The organism is Bacillus vallismortis (genome assembly GCF_004116955.1).
Lineage (GTDB): Bacteria > Bacillota > Bacilli > Bacillales > Bacillaceae > Bacillus > Bacillus vallismortis.
The window spans coordinates 1,089,097-1,111,517 of record NZ_CP026362.1 but is presented as its reverse complement, the minus strand read 5'-3'; the positions used below and the strand labels follow the sequence as shown (position 1 = coordinate 1,111,517).

The window sequence follows — 22,421 nt, the reverse complement described above, 5'->3', positions numbered from 1 at the left end:
CCCTTTTTTTCAAGCTATTCACCTTTTCTTTTCATCCTGAAAAAAATCTTTATTAAAGCTTGTTCCCTTCGTTTTGCTCTCCTCTTTCTTTATCCTTGCTCCTTTTCTGATCAGCTTAGATCCGTACTTTTCATTCAGCTTTTCCATCATCTGCTGAATGGGCTCTTCCTTGGCGTCTTCACTAAAGCTGAACAAATCAAGCTGCTTATAGGCCTGCTCTTTTTCCACTAAATCCGTTCCGGTAATGCCTAGCAGCCTGACAGGATTTTTATTCCAATGTTTAAAAAAGAGGTGCTCCGCTTCTTTCATAATGTCTTGTTTTTGATCGATCGGATTTTTCAGCGTGATGCTTCTGGTGATGGTTTTCCAATCTGCATATCTAATCATAATAAAAAGCTTTGAAGCCATGACCTCCTTGCGCTGTAAGCGGTCACTCACGGAAGCGGCAAGCTTACGGAAAACGCCTAATAACTCTTCTTCATCACTGGAATCATGTGAAAGGGTCGATGAGTTTCCGACGCTCTTAAATTCGTAAATACGCTCTGGGTCAACTGGCGCATGGTGAATGCCATTTGCTTTCTGTTTAAGGCGCGGGCCGTTGATGCCAAGCAGGCGTTTCAGCGAATGTTCATCAGCTGCAGCTAACTCTTCAATCGTATGAATGCCCAGCCCCTTCAGCTTTTCCGCTGTCTTTTTGCCAACCCCGTGCATCTCTCCAACAGGAAGCGGCCAAAGGATATCAGGCACTTGTCTCTTTCTTAAAATCGTGATGCCAAGCGGTTTTTTCATATCAGACGCCATCTTAGCGAGAAATTTATTCGGCGCGATTCCTATGCTTGACGGAAGCAACAGTTCTTTTTGCAGCCTGCTTTGGATTTCTGTTGCTGTCTCCAAAGCGCGGCTGCTGTATGCCGTATCGGTCATGTCCATATAGCCTTCATCGATAGAGACAGGCTCCACCAGGTCAGTATATTCACGGAGAATGTTAAACATCGCTCTTGAAGAATTTCTATAGCGGTCAAAGTTCGGCGGAAGAACGATAAGCTCAGGGCAATTGCGCTTCGCTTCCCAAACCGGCATCGTTGTTTTGACGCCTCGCGCCCTTGCTTCGTAGCTGCATGTCACCACGATGCCCTTTCGCTCCTTTACGTTTCCGGCAACTGCGACCGGCTTCCCACGAAGGGCCGGATCATATGCCATTTCCACCGAAGCATAGAAGCTATTCATATCAATATGGAAAATAATTCGGCCCTTTCCCCGCATAAACAAAACTCCTTTTCATTCATTAGACAACCGCTTGTACATATAGTAAAATGAAGGTATTGAATGGATGTGATGACAATGTTTGTGGAATCGATAAATGACGTTTTATTCTTAGTCGATTTTTTCACAATTATTCTTCCGGCTCTAACGGCAATCGGGATTGCGTTTCTTTTACGGGAGTGCCGTGCCGGCGAGCAATGGAAATCAAAACGAACAGATGAACATCAGACGGTCTTTCACATTAATCGAACAGACTTTCTTATTATTATATACCATCGCATTACAACTTGGATACGTAAAGTCTTCCGCATGAATTCCCCTGTGAACGATGATGAAGACGCCGGTTCCCTTCTTTTATAAACCGCATTTATAAAAAGGAGGAGAACAAATTGGTAAAAACATATCAAAAACTTTTGGCAGTAGGCATCTTTTTGATCGTATTGTGCTCGGGAAATGCAGCGTTTGCGGCGACGAATCAGGTGGGAGGCCTCAGCAACGTCGGTTTTTTCCACGACTATTTAATCGAACCGTTTTCCGCTCTGCTTAAAGGGGTTGCCGGGCTGTTTCACGGAGAATACGGACTTTCAATTATTCTCGTCACCATCATTGTACGTGTTATTGTGCTTCCTTTGTTTGTCAATCAGTTTAAAAAACAGCGTTTGTTCCAAGAGAAAATGGCCGTTATTAAACCTCAGGTTGACAGCATTCAGGCTAAACTGAAAAAGACGAAGGACCCCGAAAAGCAAAAAGAACTGCAAACGGACATGATGAAGCTGTACCAGACGCACAATATCAATCCGCTTGCGATGGGATGTCTCCCGATGCTGATTCAATTTCCGATTATGATCGGGTTTTATTATGCGATTCGCTCTACACCTGAAATCGCTTCACACTCGTTTTTATGGTTCAGTTTAGGACAATCTGACATTCTCGTGTCACTTAGTGCGGGTGTTATGTACTTTGTTCAGGCTTATGTCGCTCAAAAACTGAGCGCGAAATATTCGGCTGTCCCGCAAAATCCAGCAGCGCAGCAATCAGCCAAACTGATGGTGTTCATCTTCCCTGTGATGATGACGATTTTCTCGCTTAATGTTCCGGCAGCTCTTCCGCTGTACTGGTTCACTAGCGGGCTGTTTTTGACCGTGCAAAACGTTGTCCTTCAGATGACACACCATAAAACCAAAAAATCCGCCGCTCTTACTGAGCCGGTGAAATAATGGAACAACCCCGAGCGAAAGCCGGGGTTGTTTTTTGTTTCGTCGCACCCTTTTCTGTCATGGCTGAGGCCAAAATGGCCATCCTAAAAAACAGCCGTATCGTTTAAAAAGTAAGAAATAGGGAATACCTTTACTCACATCCAACTGAAAGGAGGATATACGTGACGGAACGCTTTCAGCAAAAAAATATATCTGTGCCCGAGGGAAGCTGGATCATGAGACAAACATGGAATGATGTCTTATTTGCCCACTGGCCTGTTGATGTTTCTATCCTTCGTGCTTTAGTACCGCCAGTTTTAGAATTAGATACATATAACGGACAAGCTTGGATCAGCATGCTTCCCTTTATGCTCACGAACCTAAGAGCGCGTTACCTTCCTCCCATTCCCGGTGCGCGTGCATTTCCTGAGCTTAACCTCCGCACCTATGTCACGTATAAAGGCAAACCCGGCATTTACTTTTTCAGCCTGGATGCCGATCATCGGCTGGCGGTCCTGGGCGCTCGCACGTTCTTTCATTTGCCCTATTTTTACGCGGATATGAAAGCTGAAAAAAACGGTGATGGCATTGACTATGTCAGCAAGCGGAGAGACGACGAAAAAGCCGAATTCCGCGCCGCATACCGGCCCATTTCAGCCCCTTTTACAGCGGAAAAGGATTCACTCGATTATTGGCTGACGGAACGATACAGACTTTACACCACTTATCGAAACAAGCTCTTTTACGAAGACATTTATCATCATCCTTGGCTGCTACAAAATGCCGAGGCCGCGTTTTCCATCAATACGGTGGCTGATGCCCACAACATCACATTGCCAGCGTCAGATCCATTGCTTCATTACGCTAAAAAGCAGGACGTGTTATTTTGGCCGCTCAGGCAATGGCGCTGAAAACAAGAAAAAACCCGATGCGAAACGAGCCGCACTCGGGTTTTTTAACATTATTTCGCCACCTCTTCAATAATGGCAACAACCATTTCCGCCGTTTTTACAAGTTCTTCGATCGGCATTTTTTCATCTTTTGTATGAATCTGCTCATAACCGACAGCAAGGTTGACCGTCGGGATGCCGTGACCTGCAATCACGTTCGCGTCGCTTCCGCCGCCGCTCGTTTGCAGCTCGCTCGGACGTCCGATGTTTGCTGCCGCTTTTTTCGCGATTTCAACCACTTGGTCACCGTCTTGATATTTGAAGCCTGGATACATGACTTCAATTTCGACTTCTGCGCGTCCGCCCATATCAGCAGCGGCTTCTTCAAAAGCAGCTTTCATTTTTTGAACCTGAGCTTCCATCTTCTCAGGAACTAAAGAACGTGCTTCAGCTAGAATATGGACTTCGTCGCACACAATGTTAGTTTGTGTGCCGCCTTCAAACCGGCCGATGTTTGCTGTTGTTTCTTCATCAATGCGGCCCAATGGCATTTTCGAAATGGCTTTGCTAGCGATTGTAATCGCTGAAATGCCTTTTTCAGGCTCAACCCCGGCGTGTGCGGTTTTTCCGAAAATGGCCGCTCTAACCTTCGCCTGTGTCGGCGCGGCTACAATGATATTTCCGACTTTTCCGTCTGAGTCAAGGGCATAGCCGTAGGATGCCGTGATCATAGAACGGTCAAGCGCCTTCGCTCCGATCAGTCCTGACTCCTCGCCTACTGTGATGATGAATTCAATCGTGCCATGCTCCATGTTTTCTTCTTTCAGCACTTTAATCGCTTCAAACATTGCAGCCAGCCCCGCTTTATCATCAGCGCCTAAAATCGTCGTGCCGTCTGTTTTGACATAACCGTTCTCTACAACCGGTTTTACGCCGTTTCCTGGTACAACTGTGTCCATATGGGATGTAAAGTAGATCGTATCTGTTTGTTTTGTCCCTTTTAATGTGCAAATCAGGTTGCCGGCTCCATGGCCAGTGATATCCATTGTATCGTCTTCTTTAACGTCCACACCTAAATCAGAAAATTTTTGTTTCAGCACTTTGCAGATTTCTGCTTCATGTTTTGTTTCTGAGTCAATTTGGACAAGTTCTAAAAATTCTTCCAGCAGGCGTTTTTCATTCACCATTTGTAAGTCCCTCCATGTCAAAGCGGTATGTTACCGTGCTTTTTTTTCGGTCTCTCTTCTGTCTTATGTGCAAGCATGTGAAAAGCTTGAATCAGCTTTTTTCTAGATTCTTCCGGCAAAATGATGTCATCGACCATTCCGCAGGCCGCCGCTTTGTATGGGCCGGCGTTTTGCTTTTTGTATTCAGCTGTTTTTTCGCGTTTTGTCTTTTGCGGGTCGGCTGAAGCTTTTATCTCTTTTTCATACAAAATCGATGCCGCGCCTTCTGGCCCCATCACTGCGATTTCAGCATTCGGCCATGCAAACACAAGATCCGCTCCGATCGCTTTACTGTTCATGGCCACATAGGCGCCGCCGTACGCTTTTCTGATAATGAGTGTGACTTTTGGGACGGTTGCTTCTGCAAAGGCAAACAATAACTTTGCTCCGTGCCGGATAATTCCGTTATGCTCCTGCTGAACACCGGGCAGAAATCCCGGAACATCCTCGACAGTTAGCAGCGGGATATCAAATGCATCACAAAAACGGACGAACCTCGCCGCTTTATCAGCAGCATCAATCGTCAGGCTTCCCGCCAGATGCTTCGGCTGGCTCGCAACGATGCCGATCGTTTTTTCACCTAGCCTTGCAAACCCAATGACAATATTTTTCGCAAAAAACGGCTGAATCTCAAAAAAAGACTGCGGATCAGCCAGCTCCTTCATCACCGTCCGCACATCATACGGCTTTGTCGTGTCAGCGGGCACGAGACGGTTTAATAGTGGCCTTAGGGCATCTTTCTCAGGCAGCGGCACTGTTGTCTGACCTTTCAGCGGCAAATAAGACAGCAGTTTTTTCACCCCTGTCAAAACCTCCTTCTCCGTATGTCCGGAGAAGTGGGCGTTTCCGCTGACGGCATTATGTATTCCCGCTCCGCCTAAGCTCTCCGCATCAACCTGTTCTCCTGTCACTTTTTCTATCACCTTTGGCCCGGTAATAAACATCTGGCCGGTGTGTTCAGCCATAAAGATAAAATCTGTGAGTGCCGGAGAGTATACAGCGCCTCCAGCGCACGGCCCTAATATAACCGAGATTTGCGGAATGACTCCGGAATATAAGACATTTCGGTAAAATATGTGACCGTATCCATCTAATGATACCACACCCTCTTGAATTCTCGCACCACCTGAGTCATTCAGCCCGATAATCGGCGCCTTATTTTTTGCCGCGAGATCCATCAGTGCGCAGATTTTTTTGGCATGAATTTCGCCAAGCGCCCCGCCGAACACTGTAAAGTCTTGCGCAAATACATATATAGACCGGCCGGCAATTGTGCCGTACCCTGTTACGACTCCATCCCCTAACATACGCTGTTCTCTTGTTAACACTTGACTTTCCATAAAGGGATGCAATTCGATAAAGCTGTCTTGATCAAGCAGAAACGCAATCCTTTCCCGAGCGGTGAGCTTTCCCTTTAGCCGCTGCCGGGTAAGCTTTTCATCTCCTCCGCCTTGTTCGGCCTGCCTCCGCCTCGTGTATAAATCATCAATGTGCTCATTCATGTTCATCAGTTTGGCCTCCCTTCGGCTCGCAAAGCTCTACAAGAACGCCGTTTGTTACCCGCGGAGAAAGAAACGCAATCTTTTTCCCGTTCGCGCCCTGTCTTGGATACCTGTCGATCAATTGAACTTGCCGGTCAGACAATGCTTGAAGCCGGTCAGATAAACTCGTGCACAAAAACGCAACATGATGCAGCCCCTGTCCTTTCTTCTCCAAAAAGAAACGGACGGGGCTGTCAGATGTCAGCGGCTCAATCAGTTCCAGCTTGATACTTCCCGCTTGAAAAAAAGCAACATTCACCTTTTGCTCTTCCACCGTTTCTTGATGAAGAAACGCAAGCCCCAATACTTCTTCATAAAAGTGCCGCGCTTCTTCTATCGAAAAAACGGCTATCCCAATATGGTCAAGCCTGTTCATTTTCATCCCTGCTTTCCGCCAATAGATATCACTTGTCCGCCCACTCAAAACACGATAAAATATAGACAGATTGTCTAAGGAGTGAAATCATGTCTCAAAAACTGATGAAAAGCGTTTTGATCGTGATTTTGGGAGTTTTTATTCTTTCAACTGTACTCTCAGGAATCGTCATGTTTTTATAATGATAAAAAAGCAGGCAGCCTTATTGAATAGGAACATCCTGCTTTTTTATCAGAGCTTTATGCTCAATGGCAATCTCTTCAAAAGAGCGGGCGTCGTCCGTAATCAATACTCTTGTACCCACCGGTATCGTTTGAAACAGATGAACGACCTCATCGTTATGCATACGTATACAGCCGTTGGACACAAATTTTCCAACTGATTCTTCCCGGTTTGTCCCATGAATTCCGTAAATCCTCCCGTCTGTCCCTTTCGCGTCAAATCCAATCCATCTTGCCCCAAGCGGGTTATCAGGAGACCCCCCTTCAATATTTTTCTTTCTGTAGTAAGGATTCGCCGCTTTTACCGTTATCGAAAATTCTCCTTCAGGCGTTAAATCGTCTGTTTTTCCGGTCGCCACGCTGTACACGCCTTCTACGTGGTTGTCGAGGATAACAGCAAGTTCATTTGTTCTCTTGTTGACAATGACATATGGATCACCCGGCAGCGGATTATCGCCGAGCGGCCAAATCGGAGATATCATCATTAAAATCGACCATAAAAAAAAACGCATAAGCCCCTCCTTTTTCATTAGGTTGACCAATGAAGGAAGAGCTCATGCGAATCATGCGAGTGATTTTTGCGCTTTTATTCCTTTAAAATAACTTTTAATCACTAAGTATTGTTCCATTTCTCCGAGAAGATGGAAGAGAGCTGCTCTCGCTTCAAATTCCTCTCTTGTCGCCGGAAGCGGCATCTCCTCAAATTCTTTTCTCATGTCAGCAAGTCTTTTCAGAAATTTATACGCCGTATTTCCCGGGTGTATCGCTTCCCGCAAATCGTGAATAAATGCTGCGATCATTTTTCCCTGCTCCACCGTAATGGAGATAGAAGTCACTTTAGGAAGAAGGCGTTCAATAATTTCAAATTGCTTTTCTCTCATTTTAAAATAATGATAATGCTGATTTTCGTAGCGCAAAATGTGGTTTTGCACATCTCGGTATGCCAGGTTTTTAGCTTCCGTGATAAGCTGATGCGTTTCCGGAATTTCTTTTCCGGTCCAATCTTGCTCACCAGTTAACAAATACCGCTCTATTTCCTCGAAAATGACGGCAAAGTTATCCTCTATCTTTTTGCGATAGGCAATCAGTTTTCGGTCAAGGCTTGGCATATACAAGTTCATCAAAAGAGCGACGCCGATCCCAACCGTAATTAATTGAACCTCATTCCAAATGAAGGCAAGTGTTATGCCGCCGGACATATATAGATGAAGAATAATAACCGAACTTGTAACGATACCCTCATTAATTTTTAACAGGACTGTTATCGGGATGAATATCAAGAGAAGCGCTCCGATCACAAACGGGTGATAGCCAATCAGCTCAAAAAAGAGATACGAAAAAAGAATTGCCAGACAGCATGCCGCAAAGCGGGCCCACGATGCCTGGAGCGACCGTTTTTGTGTGATTTGAATGCACAAAATGGTGATGATTCCTGCTGAGGCGAAGTTTTGCAATTGCAAAAGCTGGCTTATATAAATAGCCAAAGCTGTTCCAAGCGCGGTCTTTATTGTGCGGTAACCAATTTTAAACATGTCGTACTCCCATTTCTATTTGTTTCTTCAATAAAAAAGAAGAAGCGATCAGCCTTCTTCTTTTTTCTATATTCTATAATATTTTTTCTAAAAAGTCCTGTGCTCTTTTGGATTTTGGCGATAGAAAAAATTCTTTCGGATTGCCGTCTTCGACAATCATTCCTTGATCCATAAACAGCACGCGGTCTGCCACTTCTTTTGCGAAGCCCATTTCATGCGTGACAATCACCATGGTCATGCCGGTTTCAACCAGTTCTTTCATCACCTGGAGCACTTCTTTGACCATCTCGGGATCAAGTGCAGAGGTCGGTTCGTCAAACAGCATGATGTCCGGATTCATCGCAAGGGCCCGGGCGATGGCGACACGCTGTTTTTGCCCGCCAGACAAACGGTTTGGATAATCATTTCGCTTTTCAAACAAACCGACTTTGCGGAGCAGCCCTTCGGCTTTTTGCTGTGCAGCCTGTTTTGATTCTTTTTTGACATTGACAGGCGCGTACATAATATTTTCGAGAACCGTTTTGTGCGGAAAGAGATGAAAATGCTGAAAAACCATCCCGATGTTTTCCCGGACCTTTAATGTGTTGGTTTTCGGCTTCGTGATCTCCTTGTCTTTAATGGTAATGGTTCCGCCGTTTGGCTTTTCCAACAGGTTTAAACAGCGAAGGAACGTTGATTTCCCTGAGCCTGATGGACCGATCACGGCAACAACCTCCCCTTCAGAGATTGTTGTTGAAATGTCTTTTAGTACTTCAAGTTTCCCAAATGATTTTGACAGCTTTTCAACCTTAATCATTGGATGTCAGCTTCCTTTCTACAGCCTTGCCGATAAACGTTAAAATCAGGACAAGCACATAATAAATCAAACCGGCGATAATGAGCGGCTCAAGGTAATTGTAAGTGGCCGCGCCAGCTTGATATGCGCGTCTCATAACATCACCAAGCCCGATAACAGTGACGATCGCCGATTCTTTTGTTAATGTAATTAGTTCATTCAAAATAGCAGGTGATATATTTTTAAAAGCCTGCGGCAACAGGAGGTCCTTCATCATTTTGCTATACGGAACCCCCAGTGCGACAGCAGCTTCTCTTTGGCCTTTATCAATGGCGTTGATTCCGGCTCTGATAATTTCCGATACATAAGCGGCGGAATTTAATGACAATGCGACAACCGCAGCCCAAAACTGGTCAATTTGAAAACCGAGCAGCTGGGGAAGCCCGAAATAGACAATCATAAGCTGCAGCACTAAAGGCGTGCCGCGGAACACTGATGTATAAAAATCAGCGATCCAGACCAGCGGGCGGAACGTGCTGATCTTGCATAAGCTTAGCACAATACCGAGTATAAGTCCGATAATGGCAGATACGATGACAATTTTCAAAGTGATTGCCAAGCCTTCTAGTATAAAAGGAATTTGGGGGATCGTTGCTGAAAAATCCAAATTCATAGTCTTTGTCTCCTTTTCTTACGGAAAAAGATTTCCTATTCAATAAAAAGGCTCAACGAAAAAGTTGAGCCGCCTTTCTTACTTTTCACCAGTGAACCATTTTTTCTTCAATTTTTCAAGCTCCCCGTTATCTTCCATTTCCTTGAGCGCTTTATTGAATTTGTCTGTCAGTTCACTGTCCTTTCTGAAAGCGATCGCTGAACCGGCTTCCTCCGCTTTCGCATCAGGAATGACGAAGCCTTGCAGATCGTCATTTGACTTGAAATACCCTTCTGCCACAATGTCTTCGATAATCGCGGCATCAAAGCGGTCAGATTTGATTTCCTGCACCAAGTCAGAAATTCTATTGCGGTCTTCTGTTTTAAAACCATATTCCGGAGAAAGCTCTTTCCCCTTCTCTTCTTGGATGGAGCCCAGCTGAACACCGACTGTTTTTCCTTTCAGGTCTTTCAGAGATTGAATGCCGCTGTCTTTTTTGCTGACAATCATATGGTTCGCTGTGTAGTACACATCGGAAAAACCAACTTGTTTTTTTCGATCAGGCGTCGGTGTCATTCCTGACAGAACCAGATCCACCTGTTTTGATTTCAGTGCTGTGATTAAGCTGTTGAAGTCCATATCCTGCACTTCAATTTCGTAGCCCGTCTTTTTCGCCAGCGCTTTTGCCAAATCTACATCAAAGCCGACAATTTGATCGCCTTCTTTATATTCAAACGGTTTGTAATCCGCCGAAGTACCCATAACTAATTTTTTCTTGCCGCCTTCTGAACCTGAATTGCTTGAACCGCAAGCGGATAGCGCTAAAGTGATGCAGGCAGCTACAAGTAATAAGAGCCATTTTTTCATGATCCATTTCCCCCATATTCATTACTTTTAGTGCATTTGAATATTTATTCGTTAATTTGTATTTTAAACAGTTTCTTATTTTTATGCAATAGTATTTTTAAAAATTATCTTTAAGCTTATTTTTCCAACGATATCTTTTTGATATTACTTAAGGAAAATAGATTCACTGTACAATCTAATTGAATAATCCCTTAATAATTATTCATATCTTCAGGGAATTTTATGCATAAAAAAACCCGAGCCACTTAGGCACCCGGGTTGTTCGTCTTATACTTCTTCACAATATTCTTCAAAGGCTTCTTGCAGCTTTGCCACAACTGCCATCGGCTCATGGCCTTCAATTTCATGGCGCTCGACCATTTTCATGATTTTTCCGTCTTTCAAAATCGCAAAGGATGGGGAAGATGGCGGATATCCTTCAAAATAATCACGCGCTCGCGCTGTCGCTTCTTTATCCTGTCCGGCAAAGACGGTAACGAGCTGATCAGGTCTTTTATCATAGTGAACGGAATGGTAGGCGGCCGGTCTTGCAATTCCTCCGGCACATCCGCAAACAGAGTTTACCATGACTAACGTCGTTCCTTTTTTCTCAAGTGCCTCGTCCACCTCTTCAGCTGTTTTCAGCTCAGTGTATCCGGCGGCTGTAATTTCTTGTCTCGCTTGGCGGACAATATCATTCATAAATAAATTAAAATCCATGTTCAATGAAGACCTCTCCTTTTTCATCATCTGTTCTTATGATAGCAAGGAATCGTCCATATCGGCAAATCACATTGCTTGGCCGTACACTTTTTTTGCTTTCGTTTACAGCTTACAGAAAAAGGGGATGATATAACAAGATGTAAAATAAAGGAGCAGTTTTATATGAGCCACCGGAAAGCGTTACTGATTCATAACGGAAATGCCGGCAACAAACATATAGAAAAAGCTTTAGGAGCTGTGGTGCCGGTCTTATCACAATCTTTAGACGAGGTGATGATTAGACAAACAAAGAAAAAGGATGATGCGTATCATTTTTGCCAATCCATTGATGATTCTGTCGACACCGTCTTTATTCTCGGGGGCGACGGCACAGTCCATCAATGCATTAACAGCATTAGCGCGTTAGAAAGAAAGCCCGCTGTCGGAATTTTGCCCGGCGGCACGTGCAATGACTTTTCAAGAGTGCTGGGCATCCCTCAAAATCTTGGAAAGGCGGCGGAAGCACTTGTATCAGGACAAAAAACAAGCATAGATGTATGTCAAATGAACGACCGTTATTTTTTAAATTTCTGGGGGATCGGCCTGATTACAGAAACGTCGAATCAAATTAACGAAACGGCCAAAGCATTATTGGGGAAAATCAGCTATTTTACAAGTGCATTGCGAACTGTGTCATCAGCCGAACCGTTTCCGATGACACTAAAAATTGATGGAAAAGAAATGAAAGAAGAAGCCGTTATGCTGCTTGTCATGAACGGGCAATACATTGGAACGAATCGTATTCCCCTGCCAGATGCCAGTATAGATGATGGCTTACTCGATATCCTCATTTGTCGCAGCACCAACCTCTCGGCATTGCGGGAGCTGATGAGCATGGAACAGGGCACAATTGACCGGTTTGCCGGAGAGCTGTCCTATATCCAAGCCTCCCGTATCGAAATTGAAACAGACACCGCTCAAAAGGCGGATACAGATGGTGAAGTCTATACTTATACACCCGCGGTGATTCAAGTCCTGCCGCAGCACATTGATATGCTGGTCCCGTGCAGTGAATAAGGATCGAGCGCTGTTAAGAAAGATGCTGCAAACCCGTTGACTCTCCCCTAAGAGGAGGCTTTAAAGTATAGGGGATACACTTGTGAAAAAGGGGAAGTCACATGAAAAAACAAAATATCACCTTAACCATATTATTGACCAATTTATTTATTGCATTTTTGGGGATTGGGCTTGTGATTCCGGTAACGCCTACCATTATGAATGAATTGCATTTATCAGGAACCGCCGTCGGTTATATGGTTGCTTGCTTCGCCGTGACACAGCTCATCGTTTCACCAATAGGCGGACGATGGGTTGATCGCTTCGGACGTAAAATCATGATCGTAATCGGCCTGTTGTTCTTTAGTGTGTCGGAGTTTTTATTTGGCATCGGAAAAACAGTCGAGATGTTATTTATCTCCCGTATGCTTGGCGGGATCAGCGCTGCCTTTATTATGCCCGGCGTCACGGCTTTTATCGCAGATATCACAACCATTAAAACACGGCCGAAAGCGCTCGGTTATATGTCAGCCGCCATTTCAACAGGCTTTATCATCGGGCCCGGCATCGGGGGATTTTTAGCGGAAATCCATTCCCGGCTGCCTTTTTTCTTTGCGGCAGCCTTTGCGTTGCTGGCAGCCATTTTATCAATGCTCACGCTGCGCGAGCCCGAGCGAAATCCTGAGAATCAGGAAATAACAGGGCAAAAAACAGGCTTCAAACGAATTTTTGCCCCCATGTATTTCATTGCTTTTCTCATTATCTTGATTTCATCTTTTGGTTTAGCGTCATTTGAATCGTTATTTGCGTTATTTGTTGATCATAAATACGGATTTACGGCCAGCGACATCGCCATTATGATTACAGGGGGTGCGATTGTAGGCGCCATTACGCAAGTCGTTTTATTTGACCGTTTTACAAGGTGGTTTGGCGAAATCCATTTAATCCGGTATAGCTTAATTCTCTCTACGAGTCTGGTCTTCTTGCTGACAATCGTGAATTCTTATGTTGCAATTCTGCTAGTTACGATCACCGTATTTGTCGGATTTGACCTCATGAGACCGGCTGTAACGACTTATCTGTCAAAGATTGCGGGGAATGAACAGGGATTTGCCGGCGGTATGAACTCAATGTTTACAAGTATCGGCAATGTATTTGGGCCTATTATCGGCGGAATGCTGTTCGATATTGATGTAAACTATCCATTCTACTTTGCAACGGTCACTTTAGCCATAGGCATTGCGCTAACCATTGCTTGGAAAGCGCCTGCACATATTAAAGCCAGCACGTGATCAGAAGCGTATTCTTTGTATACTGCAAAGGGTGCGCTTCTTCATTATAATGATCATAGAAGGAGTGATGGCATGAAGGAATCGTATTACTCAATTGGAGAGGTTTCAAAACTGGCAAACGTGTCGATTAAAGCGCTCCGTTATTACGATAAAATTGATTTATTTAAACCAGCCTATGTTGACCCGGATACCAGCTACCGTTATTATTCAGATTCCCAGCTGTATCATCTGGACCTGATCAAATCTCTGAAATATATCGGCACACCTTTAGAAGAGATGAAAAAGGCACAAGACTTAGAGATGGAAGAACTGTTTGCTTTTTATACAGAACAGGAGAAGCAAATCAGGGAGAAATTAGACTTTTTATCGGCATTGGAGCAAACCATTTCAATGGTGAAAAAGCGGATGAAACGGCAGATGGAATATCCCGCGCTCGGCGAGGTGTTTATGTTAGATGAAGAAGAAACCCGCATCATTCAGACAGAGGCAGAGGGAGTCGGACCAGAAAACGTGCTCAACGCCTCCTACAGCAAATTAAAAACATTTATCGAATCAGCAGATGGATTTGCGAACAATAGCTACGGTGCCACTTTCTCGTTTCACCCGTACACCAGCATTGATGAAATCACGTACCGCCATATCTTTACGCCTGTATTGACAAATAAACAAATTTCCGCCATTACGCCGGATATGGAAATCACAACGATCCCTAAAGGCAGATATGTTTGTATCGCGTATCATTTTTCACCTGAGCATTATTTTCTCAACTTACAAAAGCTTATCAAGTATATCGCAGACCGCCACTTAACTGTTGGCAGTGAAGTTTACGAATTACTCATACCGATTCATTATTCACCGAAAAAACAAGAAGAATACCTGCTCGAAATGAAAATCAGAATTGCTGAATCATGATGCAAAAAAAAGAGCATTTTTTGAAACATATTTTCAAAAAATGCTCTTTCTGCTTATTTAATAAACAGATGTCTTCTCGTCAATCGATTCTAAAATTTGTTTCACGCGTCCGAGGAATCGTCCGCATACAAGGCCGTCAAGCACTCTGTGATCTAAGGACAGGCATAGATTGACCATGTCTCTGACAGCAATCATGCCATGCTCCATGACAACCGGACGCTTGACAATGGATTCCACTTGAAGAATCGCAGCTTGAGGGTAGTTGATAATGCCCATCGACTGAACAGATCCAAACGAACCTGTGTTGTTGACAGTAAACGTTCCCCCCTGCATATCATCTGCTGAGAGCTTTCCGTCTCTTACTTTTTTGGCAAGATCCGTTATTTCTCTCGCAATGCCTTTAATTGTTTTTTCATCAGCGTTTTTAATCACCGGTACAAATAAAGAATCCTCTGTGGCAACCGCGATTGAAATATTGATATCTTTTTTCTGGATGATTTTGTCGCCCGCCCACATGCTATTCATTTGCGGAAATTCTTTTAATGCCTGGGCAACCGCTTTGACGAAAAAGGCGAAGAACGTTAAATTAAACCCTTCTGTCTTCTTGAATGAATCTTTTACACTGTTGCGATATGCCACCATATTTGTGACGTCAACTTCCATCATCGTCCAAGCATGCGGAATTTCTGTCTTGCTGCGTTTCATATTGGAAGCAATTGCTTTTCTTACGGCTGTGACAGGGATTTCCCTATCTCCAGCTGCAGACGCAGGATAAGAAACCTCTTCCTTCGGCTCCGGTTGTGGTGCAGACTCTTGTGCAGGAGCTGCTGTTTTCGGCTCCTCAGTCCGTTCTTGCACGCCGCCGCCTGTTTCAATGATGCGCTGAATATCTTTTCGCGTAATGCGGCCGCCGGCACCTGTTCCTGTTACCTGATCAAGATCAATGCCGTGTTCTCCTGCCAAACGGAGTACAGCTGGCGAATAGCGCTTTTTATTGGGCTGATCATCCGCTTCGGGTCGGCTTTCTGCAACAGGTGTTTCATCAGCTTCTGGTGCCTCTGGCTGCTCTTGTTTTTTTTCAGACGGATCCGCGCCTTCTGTTTCGATTTTACAAATGATTTCTCCGACTTGCAGGGTCTGGCCTTCTTCACCCACAAGCTCTGTTATCGTACCGGTAAAAGAAGACGGAACCTCTGCATTCACCTTATCTGTCATGACTTCCGCGATCGGATCGTATTTGTTTACTTTATCACCGGGGGCGACAAGCCATTTGCTGATCGTCCCTTCCGTCACGCTTTCTCCAAGCTGCGGCATCGTCATTTGTTCAATTGCCATGATTGTATCCTCCTTACGTCTTTAAAACTCCGCTAACTCTCTCATCGCCGCTTCCACTTTGTCAGGGTTGACCATAAAGTATTTTTCCATTGTCGGCGCATAAGGCATAGCCGGAATATCAGGACCTGCAAGCCGTTTAATCGGCGCGTCTAAGTCGAACAGGCAATGCTCGGATATAATGGCGGCCACCTCACTCATGATGCTGCCTTCTTTTGTATCTTCTGTAACCAATAGGACCTTACCGGTTTTCGATGCGGCTTCGATGATTGCTTCTTGATCAAGCGGATAAACCGTTCTTAAATCCACCACATGCACTGAAATGCCATCTTTTTCGAGACGTTCTGCAGCCTGTAACGCGAAGTGGACACACAGGCCATAAGTGATCACTGTGATATCGTCGCCTTCCCGTTTCACATCAGCCTTGCCGATTGGCAGGACATAATCATCTGCCGGAACCTCACCTTTTATCAGGCGGTACGCGCGTTTATGCTCAAAAAACAGCACCGGATCTTCATCACGAACCGCGGCTTTTAAAAGGCCTTTCGCGTCATATGGCGTTGAAGGCATGACAATTTTCAGTCCGGGCTGATTGGCGAAAATCGCTTCGACCGACTGAGAATGATAAAGGGCCCCGTGTACGCCTCCGCCGTATGGCGCTCTGACGACAATCGGGCAGCTCCAGTCATTATTGCTGCGGTAGCGGATTTTGGCCGCTTCGGAAATAATTTGGTTGACCGCCGGCATAATAAAATCAGCAAACTGCATTTCAGCAATTGGTCTCATTCCGTACATAGCCGCCCCAATGCCGACTCCGGCAATCGCGGATTCAGCAAGCGGCGTATCCATCACACGCTCTTCCCCGAATTGTTCATAGAGGCCGGCTGTCGCTTTAAATACACCGCCTTTTCTCCCTACATCTTCCCCAAGAACGAAAACGCGAGGATCTCGTTCCATTTCTTCTTTCATCGCCAAATTGATCGCATCAATATATGACATTACTGACATTTGTTCTTCCTCCCTACTTCGCATACACATAATCAAGCGCTGACTCAGGAGCTGCATAAGGGGCATTCTCCGCTTCATCTGTCGCTTCGTTTATGATTGCCATCATTTCATCCAGCATGGTTTGTTCTGTCTCATCAGACAGCAGGCCTGTTTCCTTTAAGTAAGCTTGATATGTGAGCAGGGGATCACTTTTTTTCGCTTCCTCTACTTCTTCACGGCCTCTGTAGCTGCTGTCATCGTCATCACTGGAGTGAGGTGTAAGGCGGTAAGAAATGGTTTCAATTAATGTCGGGCCTTCTCCTCTGCGCGCCCGTTCGCGTGCTTCTTTGACCGCTTGATAAACTTCAAGCGGATCATTTCCATTCACGGTTACGCCAGGCATTCCATAGCCTACGGCACGGTCGGAAATGTTCTCACATGCGACTTGCTTATCGTAAGGCACAGAGATTGCGTATTTGTTATTTTCACACATGAAAATAACCGGCAACTTATGGACAGCGGCAAAGTTTGCCCCTTCATGGAAATCGCCTTGATTTGAAGAGCCTTCACCAAATGTAACAAAGGCCGCGACATCCTTTTTCTCCATACGCCCCGCAAGCGCAATGCCGACCGCGTGCGGCACTTGCGTTGTAACTGGAGAAGATCCTGTCACGATCCGGTTTTCCTTTTGGCCGAAATGTCCCGGCATTTGGCGCCCTCCTGAATTCGGATCTGCTGCTTTGGCAAACCCGGACATCATTAAGTCTTTTGCTGTCATGCCAAATGCGAGCACAACACCCATGTCTCTGTAGTACGGCAGTACATAATCCATTTCACGGTCAAGAGCAAAAGCCGCCCCTACCTGCGCTGCTTCCTGTCCTTGACAAGAGATTACGAATGGAATTTTTCCAGAACGGTTTAACAGCCACATTCTTTCATCGATTTTTCTTGCTAACAGCATGGTTCTATACATATCAACGGCTTCCTGATCAGTCAGCCCTAGTGCTTGATGTCGGTTTGTACTCATTCAAGCCCCTCCTTTATGCTTTTAAAAATGAATGGCTTTGCCGTCTGCGGCAAGCGCTGCTTCTCCAATCGCTTCAGAAAGCGTCGGGTGCGGGTGAATTGTTTGCCCGACCTCCCACGGCGTTGCGTCCAGCACTTTAGCAAGACCCGCTTCTGAAATCATGTCGGTGACGTGCGGGCCGATCATATGCACGCCGAGAATATCATCCGTGTCACGATCCGCTACGATTTTTACAAATCCATCGCTTTCTCCGTATACAAGCGCTTTTCCAATTGCCATAAATGGGAACTTGCCGATCTTGACATTATGCCCGTTCGCCTTCGCTTCTTCTTCGGTTAAACCCACACTGGCAGCTTCAGGGCTTGAGTAGATGCACTTCGGTACAAGCGTTGGATCAAGCGGATGCGGATTGAGTCCAGCAATATGCTCAACAGCAATGATTCCTTCATGCGATGCGACGTGAGCTAATTGCAGACCTCCGATTACGTCCCCGATTGCATAAATATGAGATTCCTTCGTTTGGCAGCTTTCATTGACTGAAATAACGCCATTTTCAGTGACAATATCAGTATTTTCAATGCCGATGCCTTCGATATTTGCCTGTCTGCCAATGGAAACAAGCATTTTTTCAGCAGAGTAAGTGACGGTTTCTCCGTCTTTTTCCGCTTGTATGCTGATGTTCCCCGCCGTTTTTGTCATTGTGTCAGGCAGCACTTTTGCCCCTGTGACGAACTGAATGCCTTTTTTCTTAAGAAGACTTTCCATTTCTTTTGAAATGTCTTGATCTTCAGTCGGCAATATGCGATCCGCATATTCAATAACCGCTACCTCCACACCAAAATCATGAAGCATAGACGCCCATTCGATCCCGATCACGCCGCCGCCGACGATGATGATCGATTTTGGCAGCTCCTCCATTTGGAGCGCCTCATCCGATGTCAATACAGACTTTCCGTCCGCTTCCAAACCCGGAAGCATTCTCGGTCTTGATCCTGTTGCAATGATGACTTGTTTCGGAATCAGCATGTCATTTTCTTCGCCATTTCCCCGCTCAACAGAAATCGTTCCCGGCAGCGGAGAGAAGATTGACGGTCCGAGGATACGGCCATATCCGTTGAACACGTCGATTTTTCCTTTTTTCATTAAATGATTCACACCGGCCGCCAGCTTATCAACAACAGCTTGCTTGCGCCGCTGCACTTTTTCAAAGTTGAGGGACACGCCTGCCGTTTCTACTCCGAATTGATCGGATTCACGAGCTGTCCGGTATACCTCTGCGCTTCTAAGCAGCGCTTTACTCGGGATACAGCCTTTATGCAGACATGTTCCCCCGAGTTTTTCCTTTTCCACAACGGCTGTCTTTAAGCCAAGCTGAGCGGCTCTAATCGCCGCAACATAACCGCCGGTACCGCCGCCCAAAATGACTACGTCATACTCAGTTGCCATGGTGACTCACTCCTGTCTGTCTATTCAATACGATATTGTTTGGATTGCTCTTCGCCCAGCAATACCCTGAGCGCCCCTTGAGCCAGAGACTGCAGTTCATTTTCTCCCGGATAGACTAAAACGTCTGAAATCCAATCTATGTATGAGCTGATACTGGAAACAAAGCTTTTGCCGTATGCCAAGCCGCCCGTCAGCACAATCGCTTCCACTTCGCCTTTTAATGCCGCGCTGGCTGCCCCGATTTCCTTCGCTACCTGATACGCCATGGCATCAAAAATGAAGCGGGCTTTTTCATCGCCCCCCTGAATCATCTGTTCCACTCTTACTGCGTCATTTGTACCAAGATAGCCCAAAAGCCCGCCGGTGCCCACCAGTTTTTTCATGATTTCTTCTTTTGTATACTGTCCTGAATAACATAAATCGACGAGATCTCCCGCAGGCACTGTCCCTGCGCGTTCAGGGCTGAATGGCCCCTCTCCGTGAAGGCCGTTATTGACATCGACCACCCGCCCGCGGTCATGGACGCCAATTGTAATCCCGCCGCCCATATGGGTGACAATCATTTTCATGTTCTCATAGCGTTTGCCGAGAGAGGCTGCCGCTTTACGGGCGACAGCTTTTTGATTTAACGCATGAAAAATGCTTTTCCGTTCAATCTCAGGCATGCCTGAGATTTTGGCAAGCACTGACATTTCATCTACAACAACAGGATCAACGATATATGAAGGGATATTCAGGCCTTCAGCGATTTCCCGCGCGATAATGCCGCCGAGATTCGAAGCATGCTGGCCGGCGTAGCCGCTTTTCAAGTCCTCAATCATGTCATCATTCACTTCATATGTTCCGCCTTCAATCGGCCGGAGAAGACCGCCTCTGGCGCAAACTGCATCAAACTTTGATATGTTGATCCCCTGTTCATGGAGCGTTTCAAGAATCTGTTTTTTGCGAAATTCATACTGATCAATAATATGGTCAAATCGCTGCAGCTCTTCTATGTTGTGTCTCAATGTTTTTTCAAAAATGCCTCGTTCGTTATGAAAAACACCGATTTTCGTTGAAGTTGAGCCTGGATTAATGGTGAGAATGCGTTTTTCATCATGTAACACTTTCATAACCTCCAGATCAATGTCTTAACGTCTGCTTAATACACTGTGACCGTTTTGCAAAAACTGGCTTCTTGAGCGGCGCATGCGTTCAATCCGTTCCTCTGCCAAGCGGTCAGCCGCCAAATACGTCGGAATGCCGTCGCGCTGAGAAATCTCAAGTACACGCTCAATATTGCCGTAAATGCCTTCAACTTTCTTCAATGCTCGTTCTGCATTATAGCCGTAAAGCTCATCTGCCACATTGATCACGCCGCCCGCGTTAATGACATAATCCGGCGCGTAAACGATGCCCATTTCGTGAATTTGATCGCCATGGCGCGTTTCTTTTAATTGGTTATTAGCCGCACCAGCGATAACTTTTGCCTTCAGCTGTTTAATGGTGCCATCGTTAATTGTCGCACCGAGTGCACACGGCGCATAAATATCACAGTCTTGTGAATAAATCTCTTCCGGATCAACCGCACGGGCGCCAAAATCTGCAACTGCGCGCTGTACGGATTGTTTATTGATATCCGTCACGATTAAGTTTGCTCCTTCTTTATGAAGGTGACGGCATAGGTTATAGGCTACGTTCCCTACACCCTGTACAGCGATGGTTTTGCCTTCAAGAGAGTCGGTTCCGAAAGCAGCTTTAGCTGCGGCTTTCATCCCTCTGTACACCCCGTAAGCCGTAACGGGGGATGGATTTCCTGAAGATCCGAAAGCAGGAGAAATTCCTGTGACATAGTCTGTTTCATCATGAATGATGTCCATATCCTCAACCGTTGTACCTACATCTTCAGCTGTAATGTATCTGCCGTTCAGCCCTTGAATATAGCGGCCAAACGCGCGGAACATTTCTTCATTTTTGTCTTTGCGCGGATCACCGATAATCACTGTTTTTCCGCCGCCCAGGTTTAAGCCTGCCGCCGCATTTTTATACGTCATGCCTCTTGCCAGTCTGAGCGCGTCTTCAATCGCCGCTTCTTCATTTTCATATGTCCACATTCTCGTTCCGCCAAGCGCCGGACCAAGCGTTGTATCATGAATCGCGATAATCGCTTTTAAGCCGGATTGTTCATCTTGGCAGAATACCAATTGTTCGTAATCGTATTTCTCCATATATTTAAAAAGTTCCATGTTCGTTCCTCCTAATGTGTGTATTCTTCAGATGCGCATATCGCCAGCGCAATGGAATACAGTTTATTTTCAGCGGAGTCCGCTCTGCTCGTTAAGGCAATCGGCGCTTTTGCTCCTGTAATGACAGCCGCCACGCTGGCCTTCGCAAAATAAATCAGTGATTTATACAAAATATTTCCAGCCTCAATTGTTGGGACGAGAAGGATATCAGCGCTGCCCGCTACGTCTCCTGAAATCTTTTTCTGGGCCGCGGCAATTTGCGACACTGCATTATCCAAAGCGAATGGCCCATCAACAATACAGCCTTTGATCTGGCCTCTTTTGCACATTTGAGCAAGAGCAGCTGCATTCACTGTCGCTTCCATTTTCGGGTTCACCGTTTCGACCGCTGCCAGAGCAGCTGCTTTTGGCATATTGTTCCCTATTGCACGGGCTACATGAACCGCATTTTGCAGGATCTGCCGAAGCTCTTCCAGTGTTGGAGCGATGTTCATTGCCGAATCTGTCACAAACATCAGCCTGTCAAAGTCCGGTATATCAAACACAGCGACGTGAGAAAGGATGTTGGATGACCGAAGCCCCTCCTGTCTGTTCAGTACCGCTTTAAGCAAAACAGAAGTCGGCACATCCCCTTTCATTAACACATCCGCTGTTTTGTGATGCACAGCACGAACCGCTAATTTTGCCGATTCCTCAGGCGTATCGGCATGAACGATCTCTATTTGACGCCCTTGCATAGACGATGTCAAATCGTTTAGTTTTTTGCTGTCGCCCACTAACAAAAAACGGGCAGATAGGTGCTCGGCTGCCAGCTTTACAGCCCTGATCACTTCCTCATCCTCAGCGTGAGCAACCGCAATGGTCTTGTTTTTGTACATCGACGCTTTTTCGATCAAATGTCTCAGCTTCATCTGTTACCACCCT

General features: G+C 45.6%; 24 protein-coding genes. 7 read left to right on the top strand and 17 right to left on the bottom strand.

All coding sequences use genetic code 11. The features are described 5' to 3' along the window. Window positions 1–18 precede the first annotated feature (18 nt). Window positions 19–1,263 carry a DNA polymerase IV gene (locus tag BV11031_RS06040; protein ID WP_010328331.1) on the bottom strand — a complete coding sequence of 415 codons (1,245 nt, stop codon included), beginning with the start codon at window positions 1,261–1,263 and terminating at the stop codon, window positions 19–21. A 72-nt stretch (window positions 1,264–1,335) separates the two neighbouring features. Here BV11031_RS06040 and mifM point away from each other — a divergent pair, with 72 nt between their 5' ends. From mifM to BV11031_RS06025, 3 genes are all read left to right on the top strand, one after another. Further along, window positions 1,336–1,623: a membrane protein insertion/folding monitor MifM gene (gene mifM / locus BV11031_RS06035; RefSeq protein ID WP_082022602.1), complete on the top strand. Its 288-nt coding sequence runs from the start codon at window positions 1,336–1,338 to the stop codon at window positions 1,621–1,623. A 29-nt stretch (window positions 1,624–1,652) separates the two neighbouring features. After that, entirely contained in the window at window positions 1,653–2,480 is an 828-nt protein-coding gene (locus BV11031_RS06030; RefSeq protein ID WP_010328329.1) for a membrane protein insertase YidC, read from the top strand. Between the two features lie 161 nt (window positions 2,481–2,641). Further along, window positions 2,642–3,370 (top strand): YqjF family protein, encoded by a 729-nt coding sequence (locus BV11031_RS06025; protein ID WP_010328328.1) that lies wholly within the window; start codon window positions 2,642–2,644, stop codon window positions 3,368–3,370. A 50-nt stretch (window positions 3,371–3,420) separates the two neighbouring features. Here the strand turns inward: BV11031_RS06025 and BV11031_RS06020 are convergent, their stop codons facing one another. Genes BV11031_RS06020 through mce form a run of 3 tightly spaced genes read right to left on the bottom strand, consistent with a single transcriptional unit; the run spans window position 3,421 to window position 6,492 of the window. Then, the gene (locus BV11031_RS06020; RefSeq protein WP_010328327.1) at window positions 3,421–4,536 is read right to left on the bottom strand and encodes a tripeptidase T; all 1,116 of its coding nucleotides are present in this window, start codon (window positions 4,534–4,536) and stop codon (window positions 3,421–3,423) included. A gap of 17 nt (window positions 4,537–4,553) precedes the next feature. Further along, the gene (locus BV11031_RS06015) at window positions 4,554–6,077 is read right to left on the bottom strand and encodes an acyl-CoA carboxylase subunit beta (protein WP_082246289.1); all 1,524 of its coding nucleotides are present in this window, start codon (window positions 6,075–6,077) and stop codon (window positions 4,554–4,556) included. Then, window positions 6,070–6,492, bottom strand: coding sequence for a methylmalonyl-CoA epimerase (gene mce, locus BV11031_RS06010; RefSeq protein WP_026014439.1), 423 nt, complete (start codon window positions 6,490–6,492; stop codon window positions 6,070–6,072). The genes BV11031_RS06015 and mce overlap by 8 nt, the downstream gene beginning before the upstream one ends. An 89-nt stretch (window positions 6,493–6,581) precedes the next feature. Between mce and prli42 the strand changes: the two genes are divergently transcribed. Continuing rightward, window positions 6,582–6,674, top strand: a complete 93-nt coding sequence (prli42, locus tag BV11031_RS22640; RefSeq protein ID WP_003226489.1) for a stressosome-associated protein Prli42 — start codon at window positions 6,582–6,584, stop codon at window positions 6,672–6,674. Between the two features lie 20 nt (window positions 6,675–6,694). On the opposite strand, the gene BV11031_RS06005 is transcribed toward prli42, so the two are convergent. The 6 genes from BV11031_RS06005 to brxB form a co-directional block, all read right to left on the bottom strand. Continuing rightward, window positions 6,695–7,225 carry a L,D-transpeptidase gene (locus BV11031_RS06005; protein ID WP_010328324.1) on the bottom strand — a complete coding sequence of 177 codons (531 nt, stop codon included), beginning with the start codon at window positions 7,223–7,225 and terminating at the stop codon, window positions 6,695–6,697. Between the two features lie 51 nt (window positions 7,226–7,276). Next, entirely contained in the window at window positions 7,277–8,245 is a 969-nt protein-coding gene (locus BV11031_RS06000) for an aromatic acid exporter family protein (protein ID WP_010328323.1), read from the bottom strand. 73 nt (window positions 8,246–8,318) lie between these two features. Further along, on the bottom strand, window positions 8,319–9,041 hold the full coding sequence (artM, locus tag BV11031_RS05995; RefSeq protein WP_010328322.1) for an arginine ABC transporter ATP-binding protein ArtM: 723 nt from the start codon (window positions 9,039–9,041) through the stop codon (window positions 8,319–8,321). After that, the gene (gene artQ / locus BV11031_RS05990; protein WP_010328321.1) at window positions 9,034–9,693 is read right to left on the bottom strand and encodes an arginine ABC transporter permease ArtQ; all 660 of its coding nucleotides are present in this window, start codon (window positions 9,691–9,693) and stop codon (window positions 9,034–9,036) included. Before artQ ends, artM begins: the two co-directional genes overlap by 8 nt. Window positions 9,694–9,771: 78 nt before the next feature. Continuing rightward, a complete protein-coding gene (artP, locus tag BV11031_RS05985) occupies window positions 9,772–10,539 on the bottom strand; it encodes an arginine ABC transporter substrate-binding protein ArtP (protein ID WP_010328320.1) in 768 nt (255 codons plus the stop codon). A 267-nt stretch (window positions 10,540–10,806) separates the two neighbouring features. Continuing rightward, window positions 10,807–11,244, bottom strand: coding sequence for a bacilliredoxin BrxB (gene brxB, locus BV11031_RS05980; RefSeq protein ID WP_010328319.1), 438 nt, complete (start codon window positions 11,242–11,244; stop codon window positions 10,807–10,809). 159 nt (window positions 11,245–11,403) lie between these two features. Between brxB and BV11031_RS05975 the strand changes: the two genes are divergently transcribed. From BV11031_RS05975 to BV11031_RS05965, 3 genes are all read left to right on the top strand, one after another. After that, window positions 11,404–12,297, top strand: coding sequence for a YegS/Rv2252/BmrU family lipid kinase (locus BV11031_RS05975; RefSeq protein WP_010328318.1), 894 nt, complete (start codon window positions 11,404–11,406; stop codon window positions 12,295–12,297). 101 nt (window positions 12,298–12,398) lie between these two features. Then, window positions 12,399–13,568, top strand: a complete 1,170-nt coding sequence (gene bmr / locus BV11031_RS05970) for a multidrug efflux MFS transporter Bmr (protein WP_010328317.1) — start codon at window positions 12,399–12,401, stop codon at window positions 13,566–13,568. Window positions 13,569–13,640: 72 nt separating this feature from the next. Continuing rightward, complete coding sequence (locus BV11031_RS05965; RefSeq protein ID WP_010328316.1) at window positions 13,641–14,480, top strand: MerR family transcriptional regulator; 840 nt, start codon at window positions 13,641–13,643, stop codon at window positions 14,478–14,480. Window positions 14,481–14,537: 57 nt separating this feature from the next. On the opposite strand, the gene BV11031_RS05960 is transcribed toward BV11031_RS05965, so the two are convergent. The 7 genes from BV11031_RS05960 to yqiS are packed head-to-tail and all read right to left on the bottom strand — an operon-like array spanning window position 14,538 to window position 22,408. Beyond that, window positions 14,538–15,815 (bottom strand): dihydrolipoamide acetyltransferase family protein, encoded by a 1,278-nt coding sequence (locus tag BV11031_RS05960; RefSeq protein ID WP_129550701.1) that lies wholly within the window; start codon window positions 15,813–15,815, stop codon window positions 14,538–14,540. A gap of 21 nt (window positions 15,816–15,836) precedes the next feature. Further along, window positions 15,837–16,820 (bottom strand): 3-methyl-2-oxobutanoate dehydrogenase subunit beta, encoded by a 984-nt coding sequence (gene bfmBAB, locus BV11031_RS05955; protein WP_010328315.1) that lies wholly within the window; start codon window positions 16,818–16,820, stop codon window positions 15,837–15,839. A gap of 13 nt (window positions 16,821–16,833) precedes the next feature. Beyond that, window positions 16,834–17,826, bottom strand: coding sequence for a 3-methyl-2-oxobutanoate dehydrogenase subunit alpha (bfmBAA, locus tag BV11031_RS05950; protein WP_010328314.1), 993 nt, complete (start codon window positions 17,824–17,826; stop codon window positions 16,834–16,836). Between the two features lie 21 nt (window positions 17,827–17,847). Beyond that, window positions 17,848–19,272, bottom strand: a complete 1,425-nt coding sequence (lpdA, locus tag BV11031_RS05945; RefSeq protein ID WP_010328313.1) for a dihydrolipoyl dehydrogenase — start codon at window positions 19,270–19,272, stop codon at window positions 17,848–17,850. A 20-nt stretch (window positions 19,273–19,292) separates the two neighbouring features. After that, complete coding sequence (gene buk, locus BV11031_RS05940) at window positions 19,293–20,384, bottom strand: butyrate kinase (protein WP_026014438.1); 1,092 nt, start codon at window positions 20,382–20,384, stop codon at window positions 19,293–19,295. 18 nt (window positions 20,385–20,402) lie between these two features. Continuing rightward, the gene (gene bcd, locus BV11031_RS05935) at window positions 20,403–21,497 is read right to left on the bottom strand and encodes a branched-chain amino acid dehydrogenase (protein ID WP_010328311.1); all 1,095 of its coding nucleotides are present in this window, start codon (window positions 21,495–21,497) and stop codon (window positions 20,403–20,405) included. A gap of 11 nt (window positions 21,498–21,508) precedes the next feature. After that, the gene (yqiS, locus tag BV11031_RS05930) at window positions 21,509–22,408 is read right to left on the bottom strand and encodes a phosphate butyryltransferase (RefSeq protein ID WP_010328310.1); all 900 of its coding nucleotides are present in this window, start codon (window positions 22,406–22,408) and stop codon (window positions 21,509–21,511) included. Window positions 22,409–22,421 lie beyond the last annotated feature (13 nt).